Origin of the sequence: Yokenella regensburgei (assembly GCF_051486985.1) — a bacterium.
GTDB lineage: Bacteria > Pseudomonadota > Gammaproteobacteria > Enterobacterales > Enterobacteriaceae > CBFFRJ01.
Window position 1 is genome coordinate 62,520 of the sequence record NZ_JAHVDV010000017.1, and the last position, 22,457, is coordinate 84,976.

The window sequence follows — 22,457 nt, forward strand, 5'->3', positions numbered from 1 at the left end:
TTTTCACCTTAGACGACATTGTCATGAATTGCGTAACAACGGACCTCCCTTTTTATGATTTTCCTTTGCGCAGTCCGGAGACGGCTTTGACCGCCAGCAGCACGATGGCGCCTACCACCAGCCCCGTTAACAGGTTTGCCAGCATGGGCAGCAGGGCCTGTAAAATGGCAGGGTAACCGGCAGCAAAGGACTCGATAGCATGGTGCAACGGTGCTATACCATGTACCACGATCCCCCCGCCCACCAGAAACATAGCCAGCGTACCGACGACCGATAAAACTTTCATCAGCCAGGGGGCGACAATTAACAGTCCCTTGCCGATGACCTGCGCCAGCATGGCTTTCTTTTCAACCAGCCAGTAACCCATGTCATCCAGCTTAACGATGATACCGACCAGGCCATATACTCCCAGCGTCACTATCAGCGCAATGCCTGACAGCACCAGAACCTGGTTGAGCAGAGGCGCCTCCGCCACAATACCCAGCGTGATAGCGACGATTTCGGCTGAGAGGATAAAGTCCGTACGTATTGCGCCTTTCACCTTGTCACGCTCAAATACTTTAGGATCCTGCGCGGCTATCGCCTGAAGACGCTGTTGTCTCACTTCCGGGCTTTCGGGGTGCTTACGCGCATGGAGGGTATGAACCACTTTCTCCAGCCCTTCAAAACACAAAAAGGCCCCGCCCACCATCAATAAAGGCGTAACCGCCCAGGGGATAAACGCACTGATGAGCAACGCCAGCGGAACCAGAATGACTTTATTAAGCAGCGAGCCTTTCGCTACGCTCCAGACCACCGGCAGCTCACGGTTTGCACGTACCCCCGTCACCTGCTGCGCGTTCAGGGAGAGATCATCCCCCAGTACACCTGCTGTCTTCTTTGCCGCCAGTTTACCCATCACTGAAATGTCATCCAGCAGTGTGGCAATGTCATCCAGAAGAGTTAATAAGCTACTTCCTGCCAAAATATCCTTCCTTATTAAAAGCCGTCATGATCGATTCACCACCTAAGTATGATGTAAAAAGCGAGGTACGAAAATCGCTTGAGCACTGGCAACAGAAATTTAACAGTAAAACACCACTCGCCTCTCGCAAGTCCGATAGTTTTCGCGTTAACTATATGCTTCCTTTTTATTTCGCAGTGAGGGAGTATGCGATTCCGGCACGTTCTACCGCTTCTGGGTTCACTTTTTGCACTTTATATTATCTGGGGTTCCACCTATTTTGTTATCCGCATAGGCGTTGAGAGCTGGCCACCGTTTTTGATGGCAGGGACACGTTTTCTCTCAGCCGGACTGTTGCTGACCGCCTTTTTACTGCTGACCGGACACAAACTTCCTCCGCTTCGGCCCCTTCTGAATGCCGCCCTGATTGGCGTACTGCTGCTTGCTGTAGGTAATGGTTTTGTCACCGTGGCCGAACATCAGAATGTGCCTTCCGGTATTGCTGCGGTGGTCGTTGCGACGGTGCCCCTGTTCACGCTCTGCTTTAGCCACTTCTTTGGTATCAAAACGCGCAAGCTTGAGTGGATGGGGATTGCGATTGGTCTTGCCGGCATCATTTTGCTTAACAGCGGAGGTAACCTCAGCGGTAATCCCTGGGGTGCACTGATGATCCTTGTCGGATCCATGAGCTGGGCCTTCGGCTCTGTCTACGGTTCACGTATCACACTGCCCATCGGTATGATGGCTGGTGCCATCGAGATGCTGGCGGCAGGCATTGTACTGCTGGCCGCCTCGTGGCTGTCCGGTGAACGCCTGACGACACTGCCGACCACCGAAGGGTTTTTAGCCGTGGGCTATCTGGCGCTATTTGGTTCTATTATCGCCATTAATGCCTACATGTATCTCATCCGTAATGTCAGCCCGGCCGTGGCGACCAGCTACGCGTATGTTAATCCGGTTGTGGCTGTGTTACTGGGCACAGGTTTCGGCGGAGAATATCTCTCATCAACCGAGTGGATAGCGCTGGGCATTATTATCATGGCCGTCGTGCTGGTGACCCTTGGGAAATATCTCTTCCCGGCTCGTCCGGTTATCACTGCCTGCAAAACTGAGAAATAAGCCCCGGTTAGTGAATGCCCTGAGTGTCGATCTGCGCGGCGTCACCGCCTTCGCAGATCCACTCTTCAACGCGTTCTGACAGCGCCGGGGCTGACAGTTTCAGACGCCCACGTAATGCACACTCCCAGACCACCATCACCCGCCAGCCTTGTTCGCGCAGCAGGGCGATGTCGCGCTTGTCACGCTCAACGTTTTTACCAATTTTCTCCAGCCAGAAATCCGTGCGCGTCGCCGGCACCTTAAAGAGATAGCAGTCATGGTGATGCCAAAAACAACCGTGGGTAAAAATGACGCAGCGCTGCTCATCCAGCACAAAATCGGGCCGCCCTGCGAGATCCGCCGCCTGAACACGGTAGGCCAGTCCCAGATCATCGAGTAACGTGGCGAGGCGCTTCTCAATAGCCGTATCACGGGTCGCAATCGCGCGCATATTTTTACTGCGTGTCGCTTTATCATGAACGTCAGCCATCACCTGCCTCGCTATCACTCATTCAGAGTATGAGGGACGAAAGCGTGTGAGTATGCTCTCGTCCGTGCCGTAAAAATCGCCGCGCAGTTCAGCGGCCAGTTTCGCCATAAACTGCACCAGATACCCGGCGTTATGGCGAGCCAGCTCACGCCCTTTTGCTGTCTGCATCGTCTGCGGAAGCGAGAGCAGCTTGGTGCGAAAGTGGTCCAGGGCATACTGTTTATCGTTCAGCACACGATGGTCCGCAAAAGGATCATTGCCGTCGAATAAGGCTACGCCAAGTGCGCCGGACACGGCAAAAACTCGTGCCAGCCCTATTGCGCCCAGTGCTTCAAGGCGATCGGCATCCTGTACTATTCTGGCCTCCGGCGTTTGCGGCACAATGCCGGCGCTGAAGCTGTGCGCCTCAATGGCATGCATTATCCCGTCGTAGCATTCGCAGGGAAAATCAGGGAAGTCGGTTTGCAGAATGTCGCGGGCTTTGCGTGCAGCCATTTGCGATGCCTGATGGCGTTGCGGATGATTTTTGGGCAGGCTCACGATGTCGTGAAAGTAACAGGCAGCCAGAATGATCCGCTCGTCCACGGATTCCCCTTCACATAAATGCTGCGCCGTTTGCCATACCCGGCGAAAATGGGTCACATCGTGCGCGGCATCGGCCCCGGTATAATGTTGATGCAGCCAGGCGTCAAAACGTGGCTGCCACTGCGTTACCGTCATTATCTTTCCGTTTTATCAGCACCTTCACCCCTTCTTTTTTGTATCCGCTCAGGCGGGTGAAACAGCCTGAGTGCATTTTCGGTGGAGCTTATCTGTTTTAATATTTTAATGAATAATTTCAGCCTTTGCATTTGAAGAATGAATTATTTAATTTTCAGACACAGATCTGTATTTTTCCGCCAACCTGTGACATTATTTGCAGGCTAACTGCATTGAGTAGCTTCTGATTTATTAACACTTACTTTTGCCTTCCTCAGGAATACCCGAACGTCAGTTCGGGTTTTTTTCATATAGACCCAGCAAATAGTTCATAAAAATATATTCACAACCAACATTTCATACATTAAGGCATTGTAAAATTCGCCATCCATAACTTAAATCACATTTGATTCAATCATTGCATGAATATGCTTAATTATTTGAATTCATGGCAAAAATATAACTCCTTGATGAAATATTTTGCAATATTTAAACCCATTTAGTTACATCTTTGTCGTAAATTTAAATGAACTTCATAGAATAGTATCAAGCTGTAATTTCGGATGAAGTTACTGACATTCATAAAAATTATGATCTTAAGGGAATAGATTATGAAAAGAAAAGCACTGGCACTGGTAATTCCAGCGTTATTAGCCGCAGGCGCAGTTAACGCAGCAGAAATTTATAATAAAAACGGTAATAAAGTTGATTTTTACGGCAAAGTCGTTGGTGAACGAGTCTGGACAAACACCGATAACAGCAATAGCGAAAATGCCGATACCTCTTATGCGCGTATTGGTATTAAGGGTGAAACCCAGATAAATTCCGAACTCACAGGCTTCGGTCAGTGGGAATATAATATGAAGGCGAATACCCCTGAAGGCACCCAGGATGAGAGCACCCGTCTGGCGTTCGCAGGGCTGAAGTTCGGTCAGTTTGGCTCATTTGATTATGGTCGTAACTACGGCGTGGCCTATGATGTGGCGGCCTACACCGATATGCTGGTCGAATGGGGTGGTGACTCCTGGGCTGCAGCCGATAACTTTATGAATGGTCGTACCAACGGCGTTGCCACCTACCGCGTGACCGATTTCTTCGGTGAGGTTGAAGGCCTGAACCTGGCGCTGCAGTATCAGGGTAAAAACGATAGTGATCATAGCGTGACCCAGCAGAATGGCGACGGCTACGCGATGTCTGCCTCCTATGATTATGAAGGCTTTGGTGTTGCTGCAACCTATGGCAAATCCGATCGTACCGACGAGCAGTCCTTAGACCGTAAAGGCGACAACGCTGAAGTCTGGTCAATTGCTGCGAAATATGATGCTAACGATATTTATGCCGCAATGATGTACGGCGAAACCCGTAACATGACCGTCGAAACAGATAAACAGTTCGCCAACAAAACACAAAACTTCGAAGCCGTTGTGCAGTATCAGTTTGACTTCGGTCTGCGTCCATCACTCGGCTATGTTTACTCTAAGGGCGATGATCTGAGCCGTCGCGGTAAATTCAAAGGCGGCGATGCCTCGCGCGTGAATTACATTGAAGTGGGTACCTGGTACTATTTCAATAAAAATATGAACGTTTACGCGGCCTATCAGTTCAATCTGCTGGATGACACTCACTACGTCAAAGAAACCGGCACCAATAAAGATGACCAGTTCGCGCTGGGTATCGTTTACCAGTTCTAAACTTATCCCCGCTCACTCAAGCCCGCAGACTGCGGGCTTTTTATGCCTGCCCCTGCATCGCCCTCTTTACTCTGGCACCCTCGTCGGATTTGCACTTCATTACGCTACCGGTTTTCTGGCTACGCTTTAAAAAAGAAGAGAGGCCACAAAATGAGAAAAAGGATTTCACTTCGCGGCGAATAAAAGCGTAGATTGCGTTACGTTTATGAGAGCTATGCACATGACAGGTTTGTCCATGATGTGTAACATTCATGGCCTTCAGGCGGGAGATTTCGGAAGGAAATCAATAAGAAGTGGCGGAGAGAGGGGGATTTGAACCCCCGGTAGAGTTGCCCCTACTCCGGTTTTCGAGACCGGTCCGTTCAGCCGCTCCGGCATCTCTCCGTTTCAATGGTTGCCATCATGCCAGGTTATTTGGCATTTTAACAGCCCCTCTCCCGTGAATGGGGTTCAAGTGGCGAGTTTGCGAGCAAAGCGATGATAAAGTGGCCCTGGAAAACGAAAGAAACTTCCCAAGACGCTGAATTTCCGTGGGAAGATGCGCTGAATATCCCTCTACTGGCGAGTCTGACTTTAGAAGAGCAAACGAAGCTGGTGCATCTGGCTTACCGTTTTTTGCAACAGAAACGGTTGGTTGCGCTGCAGGGTTTCGAGCTTGATGCCCTCAAGAGCGCCCGGATTAGCCTGATATTTTGCCTGCCCGTGCTCGAACTCGGTCTCGAGTGGCTGGACGGCTTTCATGAAGTCCTCATCTACCCTGCCCCGTTTGTGGTGGATGACGAATGGGAAGATGACATCGGGCTTGTGCACAGCCAGCGCATGGTCCAGTCAGGCCAGAGCTGGCAGCAGGGTCCTGTTGTCCTCAACTGGCTGGATATCCAGGACTCTTTTGATGCTTCGGGTTTCAACCTGATCATTCACGAAGTCGCCCATAAACTCGATGCCCGCAACGGCGACCGTGCAAACGGCATCCCTTATATTGCGTTGCGTGAAGTTGCCGGATGGGAACACGACCTGCGTGCCGCAATGGACAACATTCAGGATGAAATCGATCTGGTGGGAGAAAGCGCGGCGAGTATCGATGCTTATGCCGCAACCGATCCCGCTGAATGTTTTGCGGTCTTGTCCGAATACTTTTTCAGTGCCCCGGAACTCTTTGCCCCTCGTTTTCCGCTGCTCTGGCAACGGTTCTGTGCCTTTTATGGTCAGGATCCCTTAACCCGGCTGCGCGACAGGCCCCATGCACCAGATACGCATGAGAAACGCGTACATTAAAACCACAGCCTGCGGTTTAATTAATCAATTGAATCAGCAGGTTAAATTTAGCGTTGACACACCCCGACGTGGCAAGTAATATGCGCCCCGTTCACACGATTCCTCTGTAGTTCAGTCGGTAGAACGGCGGACTGTTAATCCGTATGTCACTGGTTCGAGTCCAGTCAGAGGAGCCAAATTTTAAAAAGCCCGCTTAAGGCATCTTAAGCGGGCTTTTTGCTCTCTTTCGCGCAAATTTCCTGTCTCAGTACCAGCAACGTCTGCTTCAGCCAGTCCGTTACCGCCCGTTTACCGCTGCGCTTATGTGAATAAATTCTCACTTCAAACGCCGGTACGTTAAAGGGTAAAGGAAATATCTTCACCGGAGCGGCGGAAGACAATTTTTCTGCCGCATAGCGCGGCATCGCCATCAGCAGGTCACTCTGCGCAACCATAAAAGGCGCACTGAGCATAGAGGGTGTTTTTACCGTCACCTGACGCGCATGGCCCATCTGCGCAAGCTGCAGATCCAGTATCCCCATTTTCTCATTCCAGGGGGTCACCACTACATGCCGCGCGGCGAGATACTCATCCAGCGTTAACCCGTTGCGGGCACGATTGCTGATAACCACATATTCATCCTCAAACCAGCCTATCTCATCGAGTTCAGGATGACCCCTGTCATCAGGGGCGCTGAAACCCAGCGCCAGATCGATCTCTCCGGCCAGTAATTCGGTAAGCGCCGGGCTGTGGGGTAAATAGCGGAGCTCAAAACGCAGACCCGGCGCCTGCTTCTGTAAGTGGTTCATCAACGCAGGGAAGATACAAAATGCCGTAAAATCCGTAATGGCAATCTGCAGGCAGTCCGTACTGGCCGAAGGAACAAATGCCGGTTGTGGCGTCAGCTCCTGATTAAGGAATTTGAGGGCGGAGGCAATCGACGCTGCGAGCGATGTTGCATACACGCTGGGGCACATGGTGTGGCCCTCACGGAAGAAAAGCGGATCGTTAAGGCTCACCCGCAGTCTCGAAAGCGCATGGCTCAGTGCTGACGTGCTCATCGCCAGCTCCTCTGCCGCCAGCCTTACCGAACGATGTCGGTAGATGGCATCGAACACCAGCAAAAGGTTTAAATCGAGACGCCGCAGAACTGAATGCATAATATTCATCAACCAGTGATTTCATTGCACTTAATTCTTTTAACGATAACGCTTATGCTTGGCGCTATCAATGTTGACCACCCATGAAAGGACAGAAATATCAATGAGTACCCTCATCCGCCAGGCACGCCCGGCTGACGCCCAGGCCATTTACGACATGATTTATGAGCTGGCCGTGTATGAAAAAGCCCCAGAAGAGGTTGTGACGACGCCGGATGAGATCGCCGCCACCCTGTTTGGTGAAGGCAGTAAAACGGAAGCGTTGATTTGCGAAATCGAAGGAAAAATCGCGGGCTATGCCGTCTTCTTTACCAGTTACTCAACCTGGCTCGGTCGCAACGGTATCTACATGGAAGATTTATATATTTCTCCGGATTTTCGTGGCAAAGGGGCCGGCAAGGCGCTACTTAAGCACATTGCGCAATGCGCCGTACAACGAAAATGTGGCCGCCTTGAGTGGAGCGTGCTGGACTGGAATCAGCCGGCCATTGATTTTTATCTCAGTATCGGTGCACTTCCCCAGAGTGAATGGGTGCGTTATCGCCTTGACGGTGATGCGCTACGCAAATTTGCCGAATAACGCCAGTTCATTCATACCCGCCCGCGACAGCATAGCTGCGCGGGGAAAAGGTTATTAGATCTGGTAATCAATGGCCTCTTCATCGGCTTCCATAACCTGGCGTTTTATATCCTCAACGGACAGGCCCGCATTACAAAGCTCAATAAAGCGCCAGACATAGTTACGTTGTAACTGACCCCGTTTTAACCCAAGCCACACCGTGTTGGCATCAAACAAATGACGGGTATCGAGCCGGACAAGTTTACCCTCCTCATTCTCGCCGCTTGACTGCTCGGCAACCAGGCCCACCCCCAGCCCCAGCTCAACATAGGTTTTGATAACATCTGAATCCTGCGCGCTCAGTACCACATCCGGTAGCAGCCCTTTTCGGCCAAACGCTTCATCAATACGGGAACGCCCGGTAATGCCCTGACGATAGGTTATCAGCGGCCAACGGCTGATCTCCTCGAGTGTGAGCGGCGAACATTGCACCAGCGGATGATCCTGGGGCACCAGTAGGCTATGATGCCACCGGAACCAGGGAAATGCCGCCAGCGAAGGGTCCGTGCTCAGGCGTTCACTGGCAATGCCAATGTCTGCACCACCGTTGTGCAATAACGCCTCAATCTCCTGGGGCGTCCCCTGGATGAGTTCAAGACGCACTTCAGGAAACAAAGCGCGGAAAGATTTTATCACCGACGGCAGGCTGTAACGCGCCTGGGTATGGGTCGTGGCGATAGTCAGAACGCCTGAGGTATCGTTGGTGAAGAGATCGGCAAGGCGACGCACATTGCTGGCTTCATTGAGAATGCGTTCGGCAATGACCAGTAGCGCTTTACCCGGCTCGGTCATGCCCAACAGACGTTTACCGCGACGGATGAAAATCTCAATCCCCAGCTCTTCTTCAAGCTCCCGGATATGACGACTGACACCCGACTGTGATGTGTAAAGCATATTGGCAACGTCGGTAAGATTAAAATCCCGGCGCGCCGCTTCCCGGATAATTTTCAGTTGCTGGAAATTCACCCTTCCCTCCAGGGCCATCAGACATGACGGTATTGTTAAAGTCTGAGGCCTGAGAGAACAAATAATAAAAACCCGCATCTTATTCCGTTATGGAATAAAACTTAACTCACCAGCTGTAGTTCATGGTTATCCAGCGTCGGACGGCTGACCAGAGACATAAGAATTTCTTTTACCGCCTGTGCCTGGGGAGAGAGCGCGCCTCGCGCGGAGACATTGAGCGATAAGGGCAGGCTCATTGATGGTGTGGTAATTCTCGCCATCCAGCCTCCTGCCGCGCTGCTCAAAGAACGCGCAGCGGACTCCGGCAGAACCGTAACGCCCATCCCGCTGGCTATCGCCGCTGTCAGCGTAGAAATAGATTCGATTTCGCCGATGATTTTTGCCGTCAGGCGGCGCAGGGAGAAGGCTTCATCCACCCGCAGGCGAACGGCACTGTAATCACGCGGCAGGAACAGATTCATTTCAGCGACCGCGGTTAAGTCCACACTCTGCCCGGGGCAGTCCCGCGTTCCCACCAGATAAAGATCCTCCTTCAGTAGCGGAAGGCTGGTTATCCCCGTGCCGGGTGCGCGCTCATACAGTACGGCCATGTCCAGTTGGCCGCTCAACAATTTTTCGTTCAGCACCGCACCGCTATTCTCATGCAGATAGACCGTCACCTCCGGCAGTTCATTACGCACCGCCTGCAACAGCGGCATGGTGACAGAAGAGGCCGCCGTACCCGGTGCAAGGCCTATAGAGACCTGCCCGCGCAGACACTGCCCTACATTATTTACCGCCATCTGGGCCTGCTCACATTGCCGCAGGATAGTACGCGCATGGGTATAGAGAATTTTTCCCGCTTCAGTGGGGGTAACGCCGCGTTTGGTGCGGATGAGTAATTGCTGGTCCAGCTCACCTTCAAGCGTGGCCACCTGCTGACTCAGCGCTGGCTGTGCAATGTGAAGTACTTCTGCAGCCTGCGTCAGGCTTCCGATATCAACGATTTTGACGAAGTATTTCAGGCGTCTTAGGTTCATTTTGCCTCCTGTTCGGGATACCAGTGCCACGGTGGGCATTTATGTTGTCGGAGGAGTTGCAAGATGCTTGCCAGTTTTTGGCAAGAATTTCCGTTATGCCTAAGGGGCTGGATAATAAGAGATTCTGATAAAAGCAGCGATAGTGATAACTGAAACACGGGTTCGTTATTTGCCCCATAAGAGACGCTTCTGCTTCATGATGGTGCAATACCGGGCCAGATGCTTAACCTGCGCGCGGTTTGCTGAAATTGTCAGCAAACAGTTCGCGGGAAACGTTACAGCCTTTGACAAGGTTTAATGGCATCGCTAATATGCGCCCCGTTCACACGATTCCTCTGTAGTTCAGTCGGTAGAACGGCGGACTGTTAATCCGTATGTCACTGGTTCGAGTCCAGTCAGAGGAGCCAAATTCTTGTTTTCATGCCACTTTGCGAATCACTAACGATTCAATAAGTTAGCCTGAAAAACCTTCCCGGTGTATTTTCACTTCTCTCTCCGTTTTAAGCAAAGCTGTTGGTTTGAGGCAGTGTCACGTTCCTCGATGACGAAGTGATCGCTGCTGTCTCTAGCGGCTCAAAAACACGCAACTTAACCGCACCCGCACGATCCTTTAGCGTAACCGGCTCAGGCGGTCCGTAGTGCGAGTCACCCCGGTGTTACACGCCTCTGTTCACCTGAGCGTCGCTTTAAATGAAGAGAAGGTGCATCATTTCTGACATAAAATCTGGCCGGGCCCACCCATACGAAAGGAACTGAGATTATATTGATGTATACAACATTGACGTCGTTACTTGATGCAATATTAAATCATTCAATCTTCAAGTAATAATAAAAGAATATTTTTAAAACACCCATGATAATGTAAGTGTAACAGCTTTCGATATCAATATGGATAATTCACTACTGCAATCTGATAATAAAAGATGAATAAAATAAAAACGTTGTAAAATTGCAAGAAAACACATAGCGCTACGAAGCCTCCATATATCTCCTTAAAAGAAATCTTTAATAACCTTTTCATTTCAACATTGCCTGCAACAACCGAACTGCAATATCCCCCGACATTGTTAAAAGCGATAAATAATATATTCCCGGGCAAGCCACACCCTATCTGGAGGGAAAGCACCTCAGATGATTAACATATCTGTTTTGACGACACTTCTGGTTTATCCTTTTTAAAGGCCTGCATCGTGAACGCTTACAATAGCCTAACAGGATATTGAAAAAGCCAACCAGACTCCGCTTTTATCAAGTGATTTCTGACAAAAATCGTCAATGACAGACTCCTCCTGATAGCAATGTAAACATGCATAATTTCAGGACCAACGTGCAGCCTCATTTAAATGCAATCATCCCTCTGTCGGACGTCAGAGCAATAATGTCTTTACTGTTAGGTACTGTTTTGGCATAAGCTGAATCATCCCTGGAGGCTCCACGGCAAAAAAGAGTATTTCTCAGAAAAGCCGCTCTTCCCACAGGCTGTAGGTGCTGGTTCCGGCGATACAGTGCTCCCAGCTAATACTCTCATAGGTCAACGATAATGACTCTTCGGGTTGTCCGTGACTATCGGTAACGGCGTGAGGAACGATCAGATCAATTTTTGCTATCCGGGCGTTAATCAGTTTCAGGTTATAGTACAGTTCATTTATCCCGAAACGGTTAGTACGGTAGAAATCAAAATCACAGGTCAGGCACTCATTTTCCGAGATGGCCTTATTCAGCAGGGGAGAAGATTTATCCATCGGCTTACGCACCGTCATCATCAGATGATTGACGTTTTGCGCTCGGCTCAAACTATGATTCATGCTCAGCACCATAATCTGGTCCATGTGGTCAATCTGCGCCTTATTACCAATAGACGCCAGTGATGAGCAGCCCGCTGAAATCAGCCCCTGAAGTTGTCCGTTCAGCGTCAGATACGTTACGTTTGCCATAATTATTTCCTCTCCATGTGTGGTACCTGTTTGCCGGAGCCGTCATTGTTCTCCGGGTCTTGCAATATGTTGTTTTTCAGCAGCAGCCAGCGACTTAATACGCCCTCCAGCCGTTCATTAATCTCTTTTTCGAGCGCGTCAGTGCTCTGCCCTTTGGCATGAACATCCTGGAACTGCGTTAATAGTGACTCCAGCGGAGTTTCCTGACCCAGCCCCCGCTCCGCCTGCCAGATAACATTTTTGATATACGAAAGCGTCAGCCCCTGTTTTTCCCGCTGCATCACCAGATCGGCGAAAGCATGCAAATCCTGACGGGTCTGTAGCCATCCACGCAGTTGCGGACTGTGCTGTGCGCGGGTTTTCAGCGTTTCATTCCACTGCGCCGTAGCCTGTTGCTGCTGCAGACTCTCTGGCCAGCGGCTGTCCGCTGCCTGCGTCATTTGTATGCCTGTCTCCAGCGATTGGAGCGGCGAGGCATCAGGAAGCTGTTGTAGCCTTTGCCCGTAGCTGTTCAGATCAGGGGCGACCAGCCAGGCGGTGGCAGCTCCCTGCGCAGTATCTTTCACCCGCGCCAGTTGTTGCTGCATCGGGTATACCAGCCACCACCAGAGCGCGGCAGCAACCACTACCGTAAAGGCCGCCCCCGCAATAAATTCTTTAACGCTATGGCGCGACACGCGCCGCGCTTTGCCATCGGCGAAAGCATGATGATGCACTGCTACCTTCATTTCCGGCAGGTCAGGCAAGGGCGGGAATATCTCCGCTACGGTCGATGTGGAAGGGGGGGCGCTTTCCGGGGCATACACCAGCGTTCTGACCGTGGTTTTCGCCTGTGAGTCCATGCCGTTGCGGGGTTGTGGCTCCAGTCGCTTACGCGTGTTTTGCACAAAATAGAGCAGATTTTCTACCCGCGGCTGACGTTTCAGTTCTACCTGCTGGAGTTTGTCACAGATAAGCTGCAATGCCCTTTCAGTACGGTACAACAAGGGCAAATCAGCTAAAGCAAAAGAGAGTTGCTGGCGCAATATATTGCCGGTACGGGTATTAAACCAGTCCAGCATCTCAGTACGTGCCGAATCGCCCTGCGGCCAGAATTTGTCCCAGTCATGGCTTATCATCGCCGCCAGCAGTTCCGTACCTTCACTGAAACCCGCCAGTCCCTGCGTGCGGGTACGCGCCAGGGTGTAATAAATAGCGGTATGTAAATCCACACCACTGGTCTTAAAGATGGTCAGCGCCAGCGACTCCACCAGTTTCCAGTTCAGTTCCGGCTGCGACGGGTGGCTGGCTTTGTTAATCTCTTCACGGATAGCACTGAACTCCGGCAGATCACGTGGGTCGCTGCCGGTCACAATCCTTTGCGTGAGTGCATCATTGCTCATCTCTGTCTCCTTAGTACAGCGTATCCGGCAGGCGGAACTGACTGAATAGTCCACCGCTGAACGGGTTATCATGGCTGTCGGTATGCACCCGATACACCATTGCCCCACCGTCCACGTTAAAGCGCACGCTGAAAGTGCCGGACTGCACGCCTGTGAGCTGACCAGCGCCAAAAAGCCTGAACTGTGCCCATGGCCCGCCAAAAGCGATGCTGCGCGGAGCGCTGCCGCTGGTGCTAATTAGCGTCAGCTTGCTTTCATTCCCCTCGCGCATATTATTTGGCCAGACCAGATGCGCCGTATAGTGACGTCCCTGGCTGTAATCAACCAGCTGACCGTCCAGGTTCAACACGCTGCGCCGTTTGTTGCCGGAAAGAGACACGGTTTCCACCGCAAACTGCGCGCCCAGGCCGTTCTGCTTGCTGAAGAAAGTGTCGCGGATTTTTTGCGCGGTCTTCAGTTGCGCCCGAATATCCTCACGAATAATCACCCTGTTATCCCCATCCTCCAGATTGAGATCGTTTTCCATAAACAATTTCAGGTTCTGCTGGTAGAACTTGTCCAGGATGCCCTCCGGCTCAAAGAAACGTTCAAAAGCCTCGAGCGAAGCATCCTGGGGTGAATGTGGATTGAACGGATAGCTTCCAGCCAACTGCTCGTTGAACGGTCTTACCACGCTATCGCGCCAGTCAACTTCCATGTAGTGAACGGCTTCCACCATCACGACATGCCAGGCCTGGTCTGCAAGTTTGCCTATCCAGCGGTTAAGCGGTGCAGGCAGGGTTTTCGCCATCTGCCGGGCGGCAAAAATGGGATCGCTGCTGTTCTGATCCAGCCGAAGCTGTACGGCCTTCAGCGCCGATTTGCCCGGCACTGGCGCGTTCTGTATCGCCAGCAGATAACGGTGTAATTCTGTCAGTTGCCGGTAGACAGCCTGTAGGGTGCTTTCTTTATTCTTTTGCCCCTCCAGAGCGCTGTTTTCAGAAGAAAATTCATGGCCCAGGCGGGCCAGAAGCTGATAGTCTGCTGCGCGCCCGGCATCTTCCCGCTCCTTATCATTCAGCTTTTCCGATAGCACAATGGCCTGTGTGTTGTCGCGCAATGCGCTCAAGGCCCGCTGGAGCGGCTGGTCGCCACTGATGATCTGTTCCAGCGCGCCGGTCAGTTGCGCAATGGATTCATAGTCACGCACGTTCAGGTTATCCATTCCGGCGCGCCAGGTGGCGGTATAGTCGCTGAGATACTGTTCGGTAAGCTGACGCTGGATTTCTGTCCGATCGGCATCGCTGTAGTGCACACTGTGGGTGAGATCCAACACCCAGGAGTCCAGCGCGGTCACTTCCACCAGTTCATCACGCTGCTTCACAAAATAGCGTTGCAGGCCATAACGGGTAAGTATCTGCGGCACAATCAGCCTGGCGTCATCCGCCGAAATAAACACCTGGTCAAATGTCGGCCCCACCTGAAAACGCAGGTTCAGGTCTGCAGGAAGCAGCCCCACCGCCCGCGTTTTCAGGCTCTGGTAAACACGCTGATAAGCCGGCAGTTTGCTCAGTTCATGCTGTGCGTCAGTGACGCGTTTTTCATACGGTGCCCAGCGACTGATGGCATCGCTTTCACCCTTCTCACGCTGTGTGTGCCAGTCGGTGTGCTTCAACGCATAGTCCAGATGGGAGATAAGTTGCGCCTGAATATCCCGTTGGCCATGAAACTTTTCGCTCCAGCGCTTCGCCATATACTGTTTCACCACCTCATCATTACGCCCGCTTTTATCCTCCAGCATCCGGATCACGCGCAGCACGGCCAGTTTTTGTTCGCCCCCCTGCGGCGCGGCCGCCAGATCCTTCATCAGGCCATTTAAGAGAGCCGGAAGATAGCGCTGTTCCAGCAGTTGCAGGTAGGTCTGCTCCACATACGGGCCAATGTTTCTGCCCTGATACAGACCGAAATCGGCAAGGGGGCTGCGGCTGCCCCAGTCGCCGTAAGCCAGGGTGGCATCGCGTACCGGGTTAAGCAGAGACAACTGAAGGTTGCCATACTCATCAATACCCTGTGGGGGCGGGACAGCCATAAAGGCCCTGGCCTGTTTAAGCACCTTGATACCAGACTGCCAGTTCTGGTTGTAGTAATGATGCCAGCCGCCTGTCAGCAGAACCACAAGCACGGCGCTACCCAGGGTGAACGCCATCATCCGACGGCGGGTGTTGCTAAGCCACACGCTGTTCTCCCCGGACAGATTGGGTTCAGCCAGCAATGCCTGCGGAAAGAGGTTGCGGGTAAAGTACGGGACGGAATCCACCAGAGGCCAGGCCGTGAGGGGGCTACTACCCAACCGGTACTGGCGGGCAGCAGACTGGATAAAAATATCATCCATCTGACCGCGTTGTAGCGAGGAAGTGAGGTATACACCACGCAGCATAACGTCCATATTTTCGCCGTCCAGCAGGTTGCTCAGCAGTGAGGCCAGCAGGTCATGACAACCCTGCATCTGGCGGACAAAGCTGAACAGCGCACTGCGGTTGTGGTTTTGTGCGAGCATCAGATCCGGCATGGCATTGTTGAGTTGTTCGCCCCATGTCTGCCAGAAGCTACTCAGCTGCGCGCGCCAGTCATCACTCTCGTGGGCGTGACGAGTGAAGGTGACGCCAAGAATGGCATCGCGTCCCTGCCTGTCCAGCGTCTCAAACAGCGTGGCGAAGCCAGCCAGCAGATCCAGCCGGGTCAGCACAACATAGACGGGTAACTGGCAGTGAAGATGCTGACGGATGTCCTGCAAACGGCTGCGCAGAAGTTGCACCAGTTGCTCCTGGCGACATTTATCGGCGGTCATCAGGTCAGGTAAGTCCAGGGTCAGGATCAGGCCGTTGAGTGGCTGGCGGGCGCGTTTTTGTCCCAGCCAGTCCAGCCAGTTTTCCCAAAGGCGACGGTGCAGTGTATCGGCATCTGTTTGTCCGCAGAGGCCGCCATCTGTATCAAATATTACGGCCTGTTTGCCAACGTGTGGCGTTATATACAGACGCTGTTCTGCTCCTCGCACGACTTCCGGGGTATAAATAATATCGGATGGGAATCCCTCACATAGCAGCGCGGTTTTACCGCTGCCTGCAGGGCCGATAACCATATACCAAGGCAACTGCCACAGGTAACGGCGGCTGTCGAGGTGGCGTTGCAGGCGCAGCAACCAGCGGTCGAGGTAGCGCTGCTGGAGGTTCAGTTCCACGCTTATGGGGTCCAGAGTTTCCTCACGCTGCTGCTTTTGGTGCCGTTCAAGCTGTTGCAGACGCCTCATCACTCTGATGATTATCCAGATCAGGGCAATCAGCCCCCAGGCGGCGGTCGCCAGCCAGCGGTTCACCAGTGGCTGCAGCCACTGTCTGTCATATATTGTCCACGTCGGGCCTTTCCACCATATCCATACCAGCAGAAAAATCCACGCCAGCACCAGCAGCCAGAGAGCGGAAACCTTAAACCGGGGCATCGCCGGTCGAAGCGTGGAACGCAGCCCGCTGAAGAGTCGGGGTGTCGGTAATCTGAACACAAAAGCTCCTGTTATTTCTTACTGTTCTGCCATGAATTTGCTTTCAAGCTGTTCCAGAAGGAGAGGTTCCCAGTCGGCCAGTTTCATCTGCAATCCCAGCCTTAACAGCACCCGGTAATGCTGTTGCGCCAGTTTTTCCATGCCCACCTCTTCCATGAACTGCGCGCCCATAAACTGGCGATAAAACTGGTCGCGGGGGGAGCCCTCTGGCAGCGCGTCCAGATAGCGCAGCGCGGCCTCCAGCCCCTGTCCGTTAAAACACTCGCGGGCGGCCTGCTGTTGCTTGCTGGGCGTTGCCACCGACGTGGCCTGGCGGTGATTGTCAGAAGAGGATGCCAGCCACTGTTTTGTCGTTTCGGCGATAAACGGCGTATGGTCGTTAAAGAGCAGAGTGGAAAGCCGGGGGAGCCGCGCCAGGAAACGGGCGACTTCATCGCGGATCGCCTCCGATACGTCGGTATAGCCAAGGCGTTGCGCAGCCTGTGCTGACAGGTGATGCCCGTCCAGCCAGTAGGGTGCCAGTAGCAGGCTTTTCTCCAGCTGCTGCCATAGCGCCACATCGGCACTGGCAAGCCGCATCTGGTAGTCTGCGACCATGTCGGCAGACACCGCCGCCAGCGGTGTTCGTCCGCTGCTCTCCGCCTGAGGCACGCTGGTAATGTTCTGCCACAGCGCGTGGCGACGCAGGCGGTAGCCTTGCGGGGAACCCGGTTGCCGCTCGCAGAGAATGGCAGCGACCTGCAGCAGCGTGTCGCGCCAGGCTTTATCGTCATGGCTGTCAATGTTCACGACTGGCGCGGGCGCGGCGGCTGGCGGAGCAGTGGGAGGCGCAACGGTTGCAGGGGGAGAGGCTGGCGATGCAGAAACAGGGATCGCCGGCGTGCAGTCGCGCAAAACCCGCTGACACAGTGAAAAGAGATCCTCCGCCGCCTTCGCCAGTTCCGGCGCATTATGCTGCTGCCAGCACCGTGCGAGTTTCGAAAGCTCTGCCAGCAATAAATCGCGTTGTGCCGTCCCTGCACTTTTTGCCAACGCCTCACTGGCTGCTTCAAAGCGTTTGACCACCTGAAGCGCAATGCGTTTCTTCTGTGTGGCGTTCTGCGGCGCGCCCACCGTCCAGTAATGTTCCACATATAAATTCAAAAGTCGTAAAGCGAGCAGCGGCTCGCCTGTATGTTGCAGGGTACGCAGCAGGTGTGCCAGCAGGCGAAAATCCTTGCTTTCTGATGCCAGAAGATCCAGCCCCTGCCGCTGGATTTCCGGGATATTAAGCTGGCTATGAGCCAGCGAACCGAGCTTGACGATTTCGCCGTCTATATACTCCCACGCGGGATTGTCATCTTTCAGGGGCGCAACCAGTTTTTCTTCCGGCAGGTTTTCCAGCAGGTGCGATATCCATATATCAGGATTACGTAAGTCCATATTGTTATTCTCCCGTCCAGTGGCAGGCATCGCGTAGCGGAACAATGGTTTTCGCCAGTCCGTCAATATTAAAAGTCAGTTTTCCACCATCGCTGCCCGTACCGATATCAATCGTCAGCGTTTTGCTGCCAAAAAGCTGCTTAATCTCATCAATACCGGATAAACCCCGACTGGACTCCAGCAAAGAGCCGTTTTCGCGGATAAACCAGTGGCTGCGAAACTGCCCGGTATCGGTATTCAGCGTCACTGGCAGGTCGTTTTCGGTCCGGGCATGGGTCAGCGCCACCTGCATCCGGGTGATGTTGTCTACACAACTGAACATCAGCACCGGGCGCGGTGGCACGCTGCCGATAGCGGGAGTGGTGATAATCACCATCGGGTGCTCACCGGGGCTTTGGGTCATCATCAGTGCCGTGGAGTTGTCCGGGCGCTGCTTCTCCTGGGCGAAGGCCCGCTTCCACTGTTCTCCTTCATAGCGAGCCTTCGACAGCGCACCAGTGAAGCCTTCCGGCTGCGCCGGTGCCAGAATGCGGTCATAGCAGTCCAGACGCTCCAGTGCTGCAGGCTCTTTCCTGCACGCGTTCATGGCGTTTACCGTAACCCGTGCATCTGCACCAGCAACGGCCTTAATATCCGCCGCCGTTGCCGCCGCGACGATAAGGGCGATGCCTGGAACCTTCTGCTGCGGCTGCGCCAAAGCCTGCTGCCCGGCAACCAGTGCGGCCAGCAGGGCAACAGACCGGTAAACCTGTGCGTGATTCACAGAGCGACGTCCTCTGTCTCAGGTTCCGGCGCATCATTGCTGGCAGCCGCCTCGTCGATATCGGCGGTAAATGCGCCCTTCGTCACACCGAGGCTTATCTTTGTGATCACCGCGTTTGCCGCCATTTTCTGCAATAGCAGAAGCGACAGCGGCGGCAGCATCTCGCCATCAATAACCGATTCCAGCATTCGCGCGCCGTTTTCCGCGCGGGTGACGCGCTGCATGATTTCGTCTGTCACCTCCGGCGCAATCACTACGTCTGTGTTAAAGCGCGAACGCAGTACGTTATCGAGGTGCGCCAGCTTGTCGGCGATAATGGTGGAGAGCGTCGCTCTGGAAAGCGGCAGGTACGGCACCACTTCCATGCGTGCCAGCAACGCAGGTTTGAAGAAATCCGTCAGTACCGGGTACAGCGCATCGTGCATTTCCTCAGGCCTGTCTGCATGGTCGACAATCACCTGGTAACCCAGGTTTGAGGTCAGGAAGAAAACGATATTCCTGCAGTCAATCAGGCGCCCTTCTCCGTCTGCCATCTCCCCTTTATCAAAGGCCTGGTAGAACAGGTTGAGCACATCCGGGTGGGCCTTTTCCACTTCGTCGAGCAGTACGACGGAATAGGGCTTCTGACGAATTGCTTCAGTGAGTACGCCACCCTCGCCGTAGCCGATATAACCAGGCGGTGAACCAATCAGCCGGGAAACGCTATGCTTTTCCTGGAATTCAGACATATTGATGGTGGTGAGATACTGACGCCCGCCGTAGAGCAGTTCAGCCAGCTGTAAAACGGTTTCGGTTTTACCCACACCACTCGGACCCGCAAGCAGAAACGCCCCCAGCGGTCTTCCCGGACGACGCAAATCCGCGCGCGCGGTCAGCAGGTGCTTATGCAGGTGTTTAATGGCTAAATCCTGGCCTTTAATGGTGCTGCCCAGCCACTGTGGCAGATCGGTTATCACCGCCATCTCATTCCGGGACAGACGATTAAGCGGCACGCCGGTCCATTCGGCAATTACCGCCGTAATCTGATGCTTATCGACGTGCGGAGAAACCAGCAATTGCGTGTTGTGCAGGGCATTAAGTTCGGCAATCAGCTGCGACAGGCGTTCAGCTGGAGAAAGTGCTGATGCTGCGTCGCGCGTGGTTTCAGTCTCTTCCAGTAGCCCCTTACGCAGCGCAATAATCTCCTGCACCAGCGTCCGCTGCTGACGCCAGGCTTCGTCCACCAGCTGAAGCTCTGTTTGCGCGTTTTCATACTGCGCGTGGACTTCCTCCAGCCGCGTGGTATCTGCGCGTAGACCAATACGAATTTCGCGTTCAAGCTGGCGGGTTTCCGCCTCACACTGACGACACAGAGTGGTCAGAGCCGAAATCTGCTTTGGTGGCGAGGAGAGATTAATCGCCACGCGGGCGCAGGCGGTATCCAGCACATCAATAGCCTTATCCGGCAACTGACGACCGGAGAGGTATCGCTCGCTTAACACTGCGGCAGCCTGCAAGGCTTCATCGTCAATCAACACGCCATGAGACTGCTCATACACCGCCGACAGGCCGCGCAGGATAATGGTCGCCTCAGCGGCATTCGGTTCACTGACTTTTACCAGCTGGAAGCGGCGCGACAGGGCAGCATCTTTCTCAAAGTATTTTTTGTATTCGCGCCAGGTGGTAGCGGCGATAGTTTTCAGCTCGCCACGCGCCAGCGCAGGCTTCAGCAGGTTGGAGATATCCAGTCCACCCTGCGCATTACCCGCACCAATCAGCGTATGCGCCTCGTCGATAAACAGGATAATCGGCTTCGCTGACTGAGTGACTTCCGCCATTAGTCCCTTAAAGCGTTTTTCAAACTCACCTTTTACCGATGCACCCGCCTGCAACGCCCCCAAATCCAGGGTCATGATCTCAGTATCGCGCAACGTGTCCGGCACCTGACCGGCAATAATGCGCAGCGCCAGCCCTTCGATTAAGGCGCTCTTACCGACACCCGCCTCTCCCACCACCACCGGGTTGTTCTTACGGCGACGGCAGAGAATGTCGATCATCAGATCAATTTCGTTATCACGGCACAGCACCGGATCGAGTCGTCCCTGACGGGCATCTTCGGTCATATTCCTGGTATAGCGGACAAGCAGGCTCTCGCCATCAACCACTGCGGCACTAAGGGTCTGATCGTTGGTATCCTGTATGACAGATTCGGCAGACGTTTGCGTCCATCCAGCAAAATTCTGCTGAAGCTGATCCCGGTTAATAGTAGTCAGTAACCGTGCAGCGGCAGGGGGTACGTAGCGCAGCGGCGAATGAAGCAGAGCGAGCAACAAAGCGCCGCCACGCAGCTCTGTTTGTTGCATTTCGGCCGAGGCCAGCAGCCAGGACTCTTTCAGCCACTCAACCAGCAGGGGCGAAAACGCGGGATAACCGTCAGCGGAACGGCTGGTGGCATCATTTTCCACTTTCAGCGCCTGGCGCAGCGCTTCTTTCCTGATTTCCGCTTTTTCTGCTATCACTCTGACGTCACTGCGTGGGATAGCGAGCATCTGGTCGAGAACGTGAGCAACGGTAATTTCCATCGCCTGCTGACTCATGCACTCTGACGCAGCCTGCTCCAGCGCCTGCCGTGAAAAAGTGTTGAGTCGTTTTACCAGAGTGGCTAAATCAATGTGGATCATGGGATGTCCTTATCGGAGTAACCTATTGAGCTGCAGCAGAATATCCTGCGTCTGGCTCTCCAGCCGAAGCAGGTAGAACAGATAAGCCGCTGTCAGAACGACGATGCTGCCGAGCAGCACATGTTTGATGGTAAGTCGTTTGATGAGGTGATAACGTCCGTCCTGGATTTTCTTATCCTGATGCAGTAGCGGGAAAGGGGCATCACCCCGCAGTTGATGCAGAACGTGGTGCAGGCGTCGATATATCTGCTCAAACTCACCCGGATCCTGCACCGCCACTTTGTAGCGTCCACGAAAACCGAGCGAAAAGCAGATGTATAAAAATTCAAGCAGATGCTGGTAACGTGCAGGCTCACGCATCAGCCGCTCCAGCAGGATAAAAACCTTCTCCCCGCCCCAGGCTTCATTATGGAAATGCACCAGCAACGACTGCCTGATCCATTCATTTTTATTTGACCAACCGTTGCCCAGCGCGGCTTCGTCAATAAAAGTGCACAGGATGTAGCGAAACGAAACAATCACACCAGGCTCATAGCCCTGCTCCTGAAGCAACTGCTCAACGGCCTGCACGTCAGTCACCACCTGGGTAAAGAGATGTTCCGGCATGGCGTTGCTGGTCATGCCAGCCACGCGCATAACCATGCCCAGTAGCGGCGTAGCAGCATCGATCATCGGGTTGAGGCTATGGCCACGAAGGGGGAGCCGATACTGGCGACGGCTCGTTTCTCCGTCTCGTTCAGGCCGCGCGGCACTGTCGTGAAGGCGGCTTTCCGCCAGATAATGATCGCTGCCGGACGCAGGAGCATGCTGTTCACTCATGCC

At 53.4% G+C, this 22,457-nt stretch carries 17 protein-coding genes and 3 tRNA genes; 6 read left to right on the forward strand and 14 right to left on the reverse strand.

Annotation, left to right across the window (positions count from 1 at the left end; all coding sequences use genetic code 11):
- Positions 1–52: 52 nt before the first annotated feature.
- Positions 53–964: a DUF808 family protein gene (locus tag KXR87_RS13360; RefSeq protein ID WP_437432731.1), complete on the reverse strand. Its 912-nt coding sequence runs from the start codon at positions 962–964 to the stop codon at positions 53–55.
- A gap of 186 nt (positions 965–1,150) precedes the next feature.
- Between KXR87_RS13360 and yedA the strand changes: the two genes are divergently transcribed.
- Positions 1,151–2,062 carry a drug/metabolite exporter YedA gene (yedA, locus tag KXR87_RS13365; protein ID WP_437432732.1) on the forward strand — a complete coding sequence of 304 codons (912 nt, stop codon included), beginning with the start codon at positions 1,151–1,153 and terminating at the stop codon, positions 2,060–2,062.
- Positions 2,063–2,069: 7 nt separating this feature from the next.
- On the opposite strand, the gene KXR87_RS13370 is transcribed toward yedA, so the two are convergent.
- On the reverse strand, positions 2,070–2,531 hold the full coding sequence (locus KXR87_RS13370; RefSeq protein ID WP_437432733.1) for a very short patch repair endonuclease: 462 nt from the start codon (positions 2,529–2,531) through the stop codon (positions 2,070–2,072).
- Between the two features lie 18 nt (positions 2,532–2,549).
- The gene (locus KXR87_RS13375; RefSeq protein WP_437432734.1) at positions 2,550–3,251 is read right to left on the reverse strand and encodes a phosphohydrolase; all 702 of its coding nucleotides are present in this window, start codon (positions 3,249–3,251) and stop codon (positions 2,550–2,552) included.
- Positions 3,252–3,841: 590 nt separating this feature from the next.
- Between KXR87_RS13375 and KXR87_RS13380 the strand changes: the two genes are divergently transcribed.
- A complete protein-coding gene (locus KXR87_RS13380) occupies positions 3,842–4,921 on the forward strand; it encodes a porin (protein WP_437432735.1) in 1,080 nt (359 codons plus the stop codon).
- A gap of 294 nt (positions 4,922–5,215) precedes the next feature.
- Here KXR87_RS13380 and KXR87_RS13385 read toward each other — a convergent pair.
- Positions 5,216–5,305 (reverse strand) — tRNA-Ser (locus KXR87_RS13385).
- A gap of 93 nt (positions 5,306–5,398) precedes the next feature.
- Between KXR87_RS13385 and mtfA the strand changes: the two genes are divergently transcribed.
- The gene (gene mtfA, locus KXR87_RS13390; protein WP_437432736.1) at positions 5,399–6,196 is read left to right on the forward strand and encodes a DgsA anti-repressor MtfA; all 798 of its coding nucleotides are present in this window, start codon (positions 5,399–5,401) and stop codon (positions 6,194–6,196) included.
- Positions 6,197–6,296: 100 nt separating this feature from the next.
- A tRNA-Asn gene (locus KXR87_RS13395) sits at positions 6,297–6,372 on the forward strand.
- Positions 6,373–6,399: 27 nt separating this feature from the next.
- On the opposite strand, the gene KXR87_RS13400 is transcribed toward KXR87_RS13395, so the two are convergent.
- On the reverse strand, positions 6,400–7,347 hold the full coding sequence (locus KXR87_RS13400) for a LysR family transcriptional regulator (RefSeq protein WP_437432737.1): 948 nt from the start codon (positions 7,345–7,347) through the stop codon (positions 6,400–6,402).
- A gap of 91 nt (positions 7,348–7,438) precedes the next feature.
- Here KXR87_RS13400 and KXR87_RS13405 point away from each other — a divergent pair, with 91 nt between their 5' ends.
- A complete protein-coding gene (locus KXR87_RS13405) occupies positions 7,439–7,915 on the forward strand; it encodes an N-acetyltransferase family protein (protein WP_437432738.1) in 477 nt (158 codons plus the stop codon).
- A gap of 54 nt (positions 7,916–7,969) precedes the next feature.
- Here the strand turns inward: KXR87_RS13405 and cbl are convergent, their stop codons facing one another.
- Complete coding sequence (gene cbl, locus KXR87_RS13410; protein ID WP_437432739.1) at positions 7,970–8,920, reverse strand: HTH-type transcriptional regulator Cbl; 951 nt, start codon at positions 8,918–8,920, stop codon at positions 7,970–7,972.
- A 101-nt stretch (positions 8,921–9,021) separates the two neighbouring features.
- Positions 9,022–9,939, reverse strand: coding sequence for a nitrogen assimilation transcriptional regulator NAC (gene nac / locus KXR87_RS13415; protein ID WP_437432740.1), 918 nt, complete (start codon positions 9,937–9,939; stop codon positions 9,022–9,024).
- A 331-nt stretch (positions 9,940–10,270) separates the two neighbouring features.
- On the opposite strand from nac, the gene KXR87_RS13420 reads away from it, so the two are divergent.
- Positions 10,271–10,346, forward strand: a tRNA-Asn gene (locus tag KXR87_RS13420).
- Positions 10,347–11,393: 1,047 nt separating this feature from the next.
- Here the strand turns inward: KXR87_RS13420 and KXR87_RS13425 are convergent.
- Genes KXR87_RS13425 through icmH form a run of 7 tightly spaced genes read right to left on the reverse strand, consistent with a single transcriptional unit; the run spans position 11,394 to position 22,454 of the window.
- The gene (locus KXR87_RS13425) at positions 11,394–11,873 is read right to left on the reverse strand and encodes an Hcp family type VI secretion system effector (RefSeq protein WP_437432741.1); all 480 of its coding nucleotides are present in this window, start codon (positions 11,871–11,873) and stop codon (positions 11,394–11,396) included.
- Positions 11,874–11,875: 2 nt separating this feature from the next.
- A complete protein-coding gene (locus KXR87_RS13430) occupies positions 11,876–13,255 on the reverse strand; it encodes a VasL domain-containing protein (RefSeq protein ID WP_437432742.1) in 1,380 nt (459 codons plus the stop codon).
- A 10-nt stretch (positions 13,256–13,265) separates the two neighbouring features.
- A complete protein-coding gene (tssM, locus tag KXR87_RS13435; RefSeq protein WP_437432743.1) occupies positions 13,266–16,790 on the reverse strand; it encodes a type VI secretion system membrane subunit TssM in 3,525 nt (1,174 codons plus the stop codon).
- A gap of 18 nt (positions 16,791–16,808) precedes the next feature.
- Entirely contained in the window at positions 16,809–18,212 is a 1,404-nt protein-coding gene (gene tssA / locus KXR87_RS13440) for a type VI secretion system protein TssA (RefSeq protein WP_437432744.1), read from the reverse strand.
- 4 nt (positions 18,213–18,216) lie between these two features.
- A complete protein-coding gene (gene vasI, locus KXR87_RS13445) occupies positions 18,217–18,975 on the reverse strand; it encodes a type VI secretion system-associated protein VasI (RefSeq protein ID WP_437432745.1) in 759 nt (252 codons plus the stop codon).
- Positions 18,972–21,635 (reverse strand): type VI secretion system ATPase TssH, encoded by a 2,664-nt coding sequence (gene tssH, locus KXR87_RS13450; protein WP_437432746.1) that lies wholly within the window; start codon positions 21,633–21,635, stop codon positions 18,972–18,974. The genes vasI and tssH overlap by 4 nt, the downstream gene beginning before the upstream one ends.
- A 9-nt stretch (positions 21,636–21,644) precedes the next feature.
- On the reverse strand, positions 21,645–22,454 hold the full coding sequence (gene icmH, locus KXR87_RS13455) for a type IVB secretion system protein IcmH/DotU (protein WP_437432747.1): 810 nt from the start codon (positions 22,452–22,454) through the stop codon (positions 21,645–21,647).
- Positions 22,455–22,457: the final 3 nt, after the last annotated feature.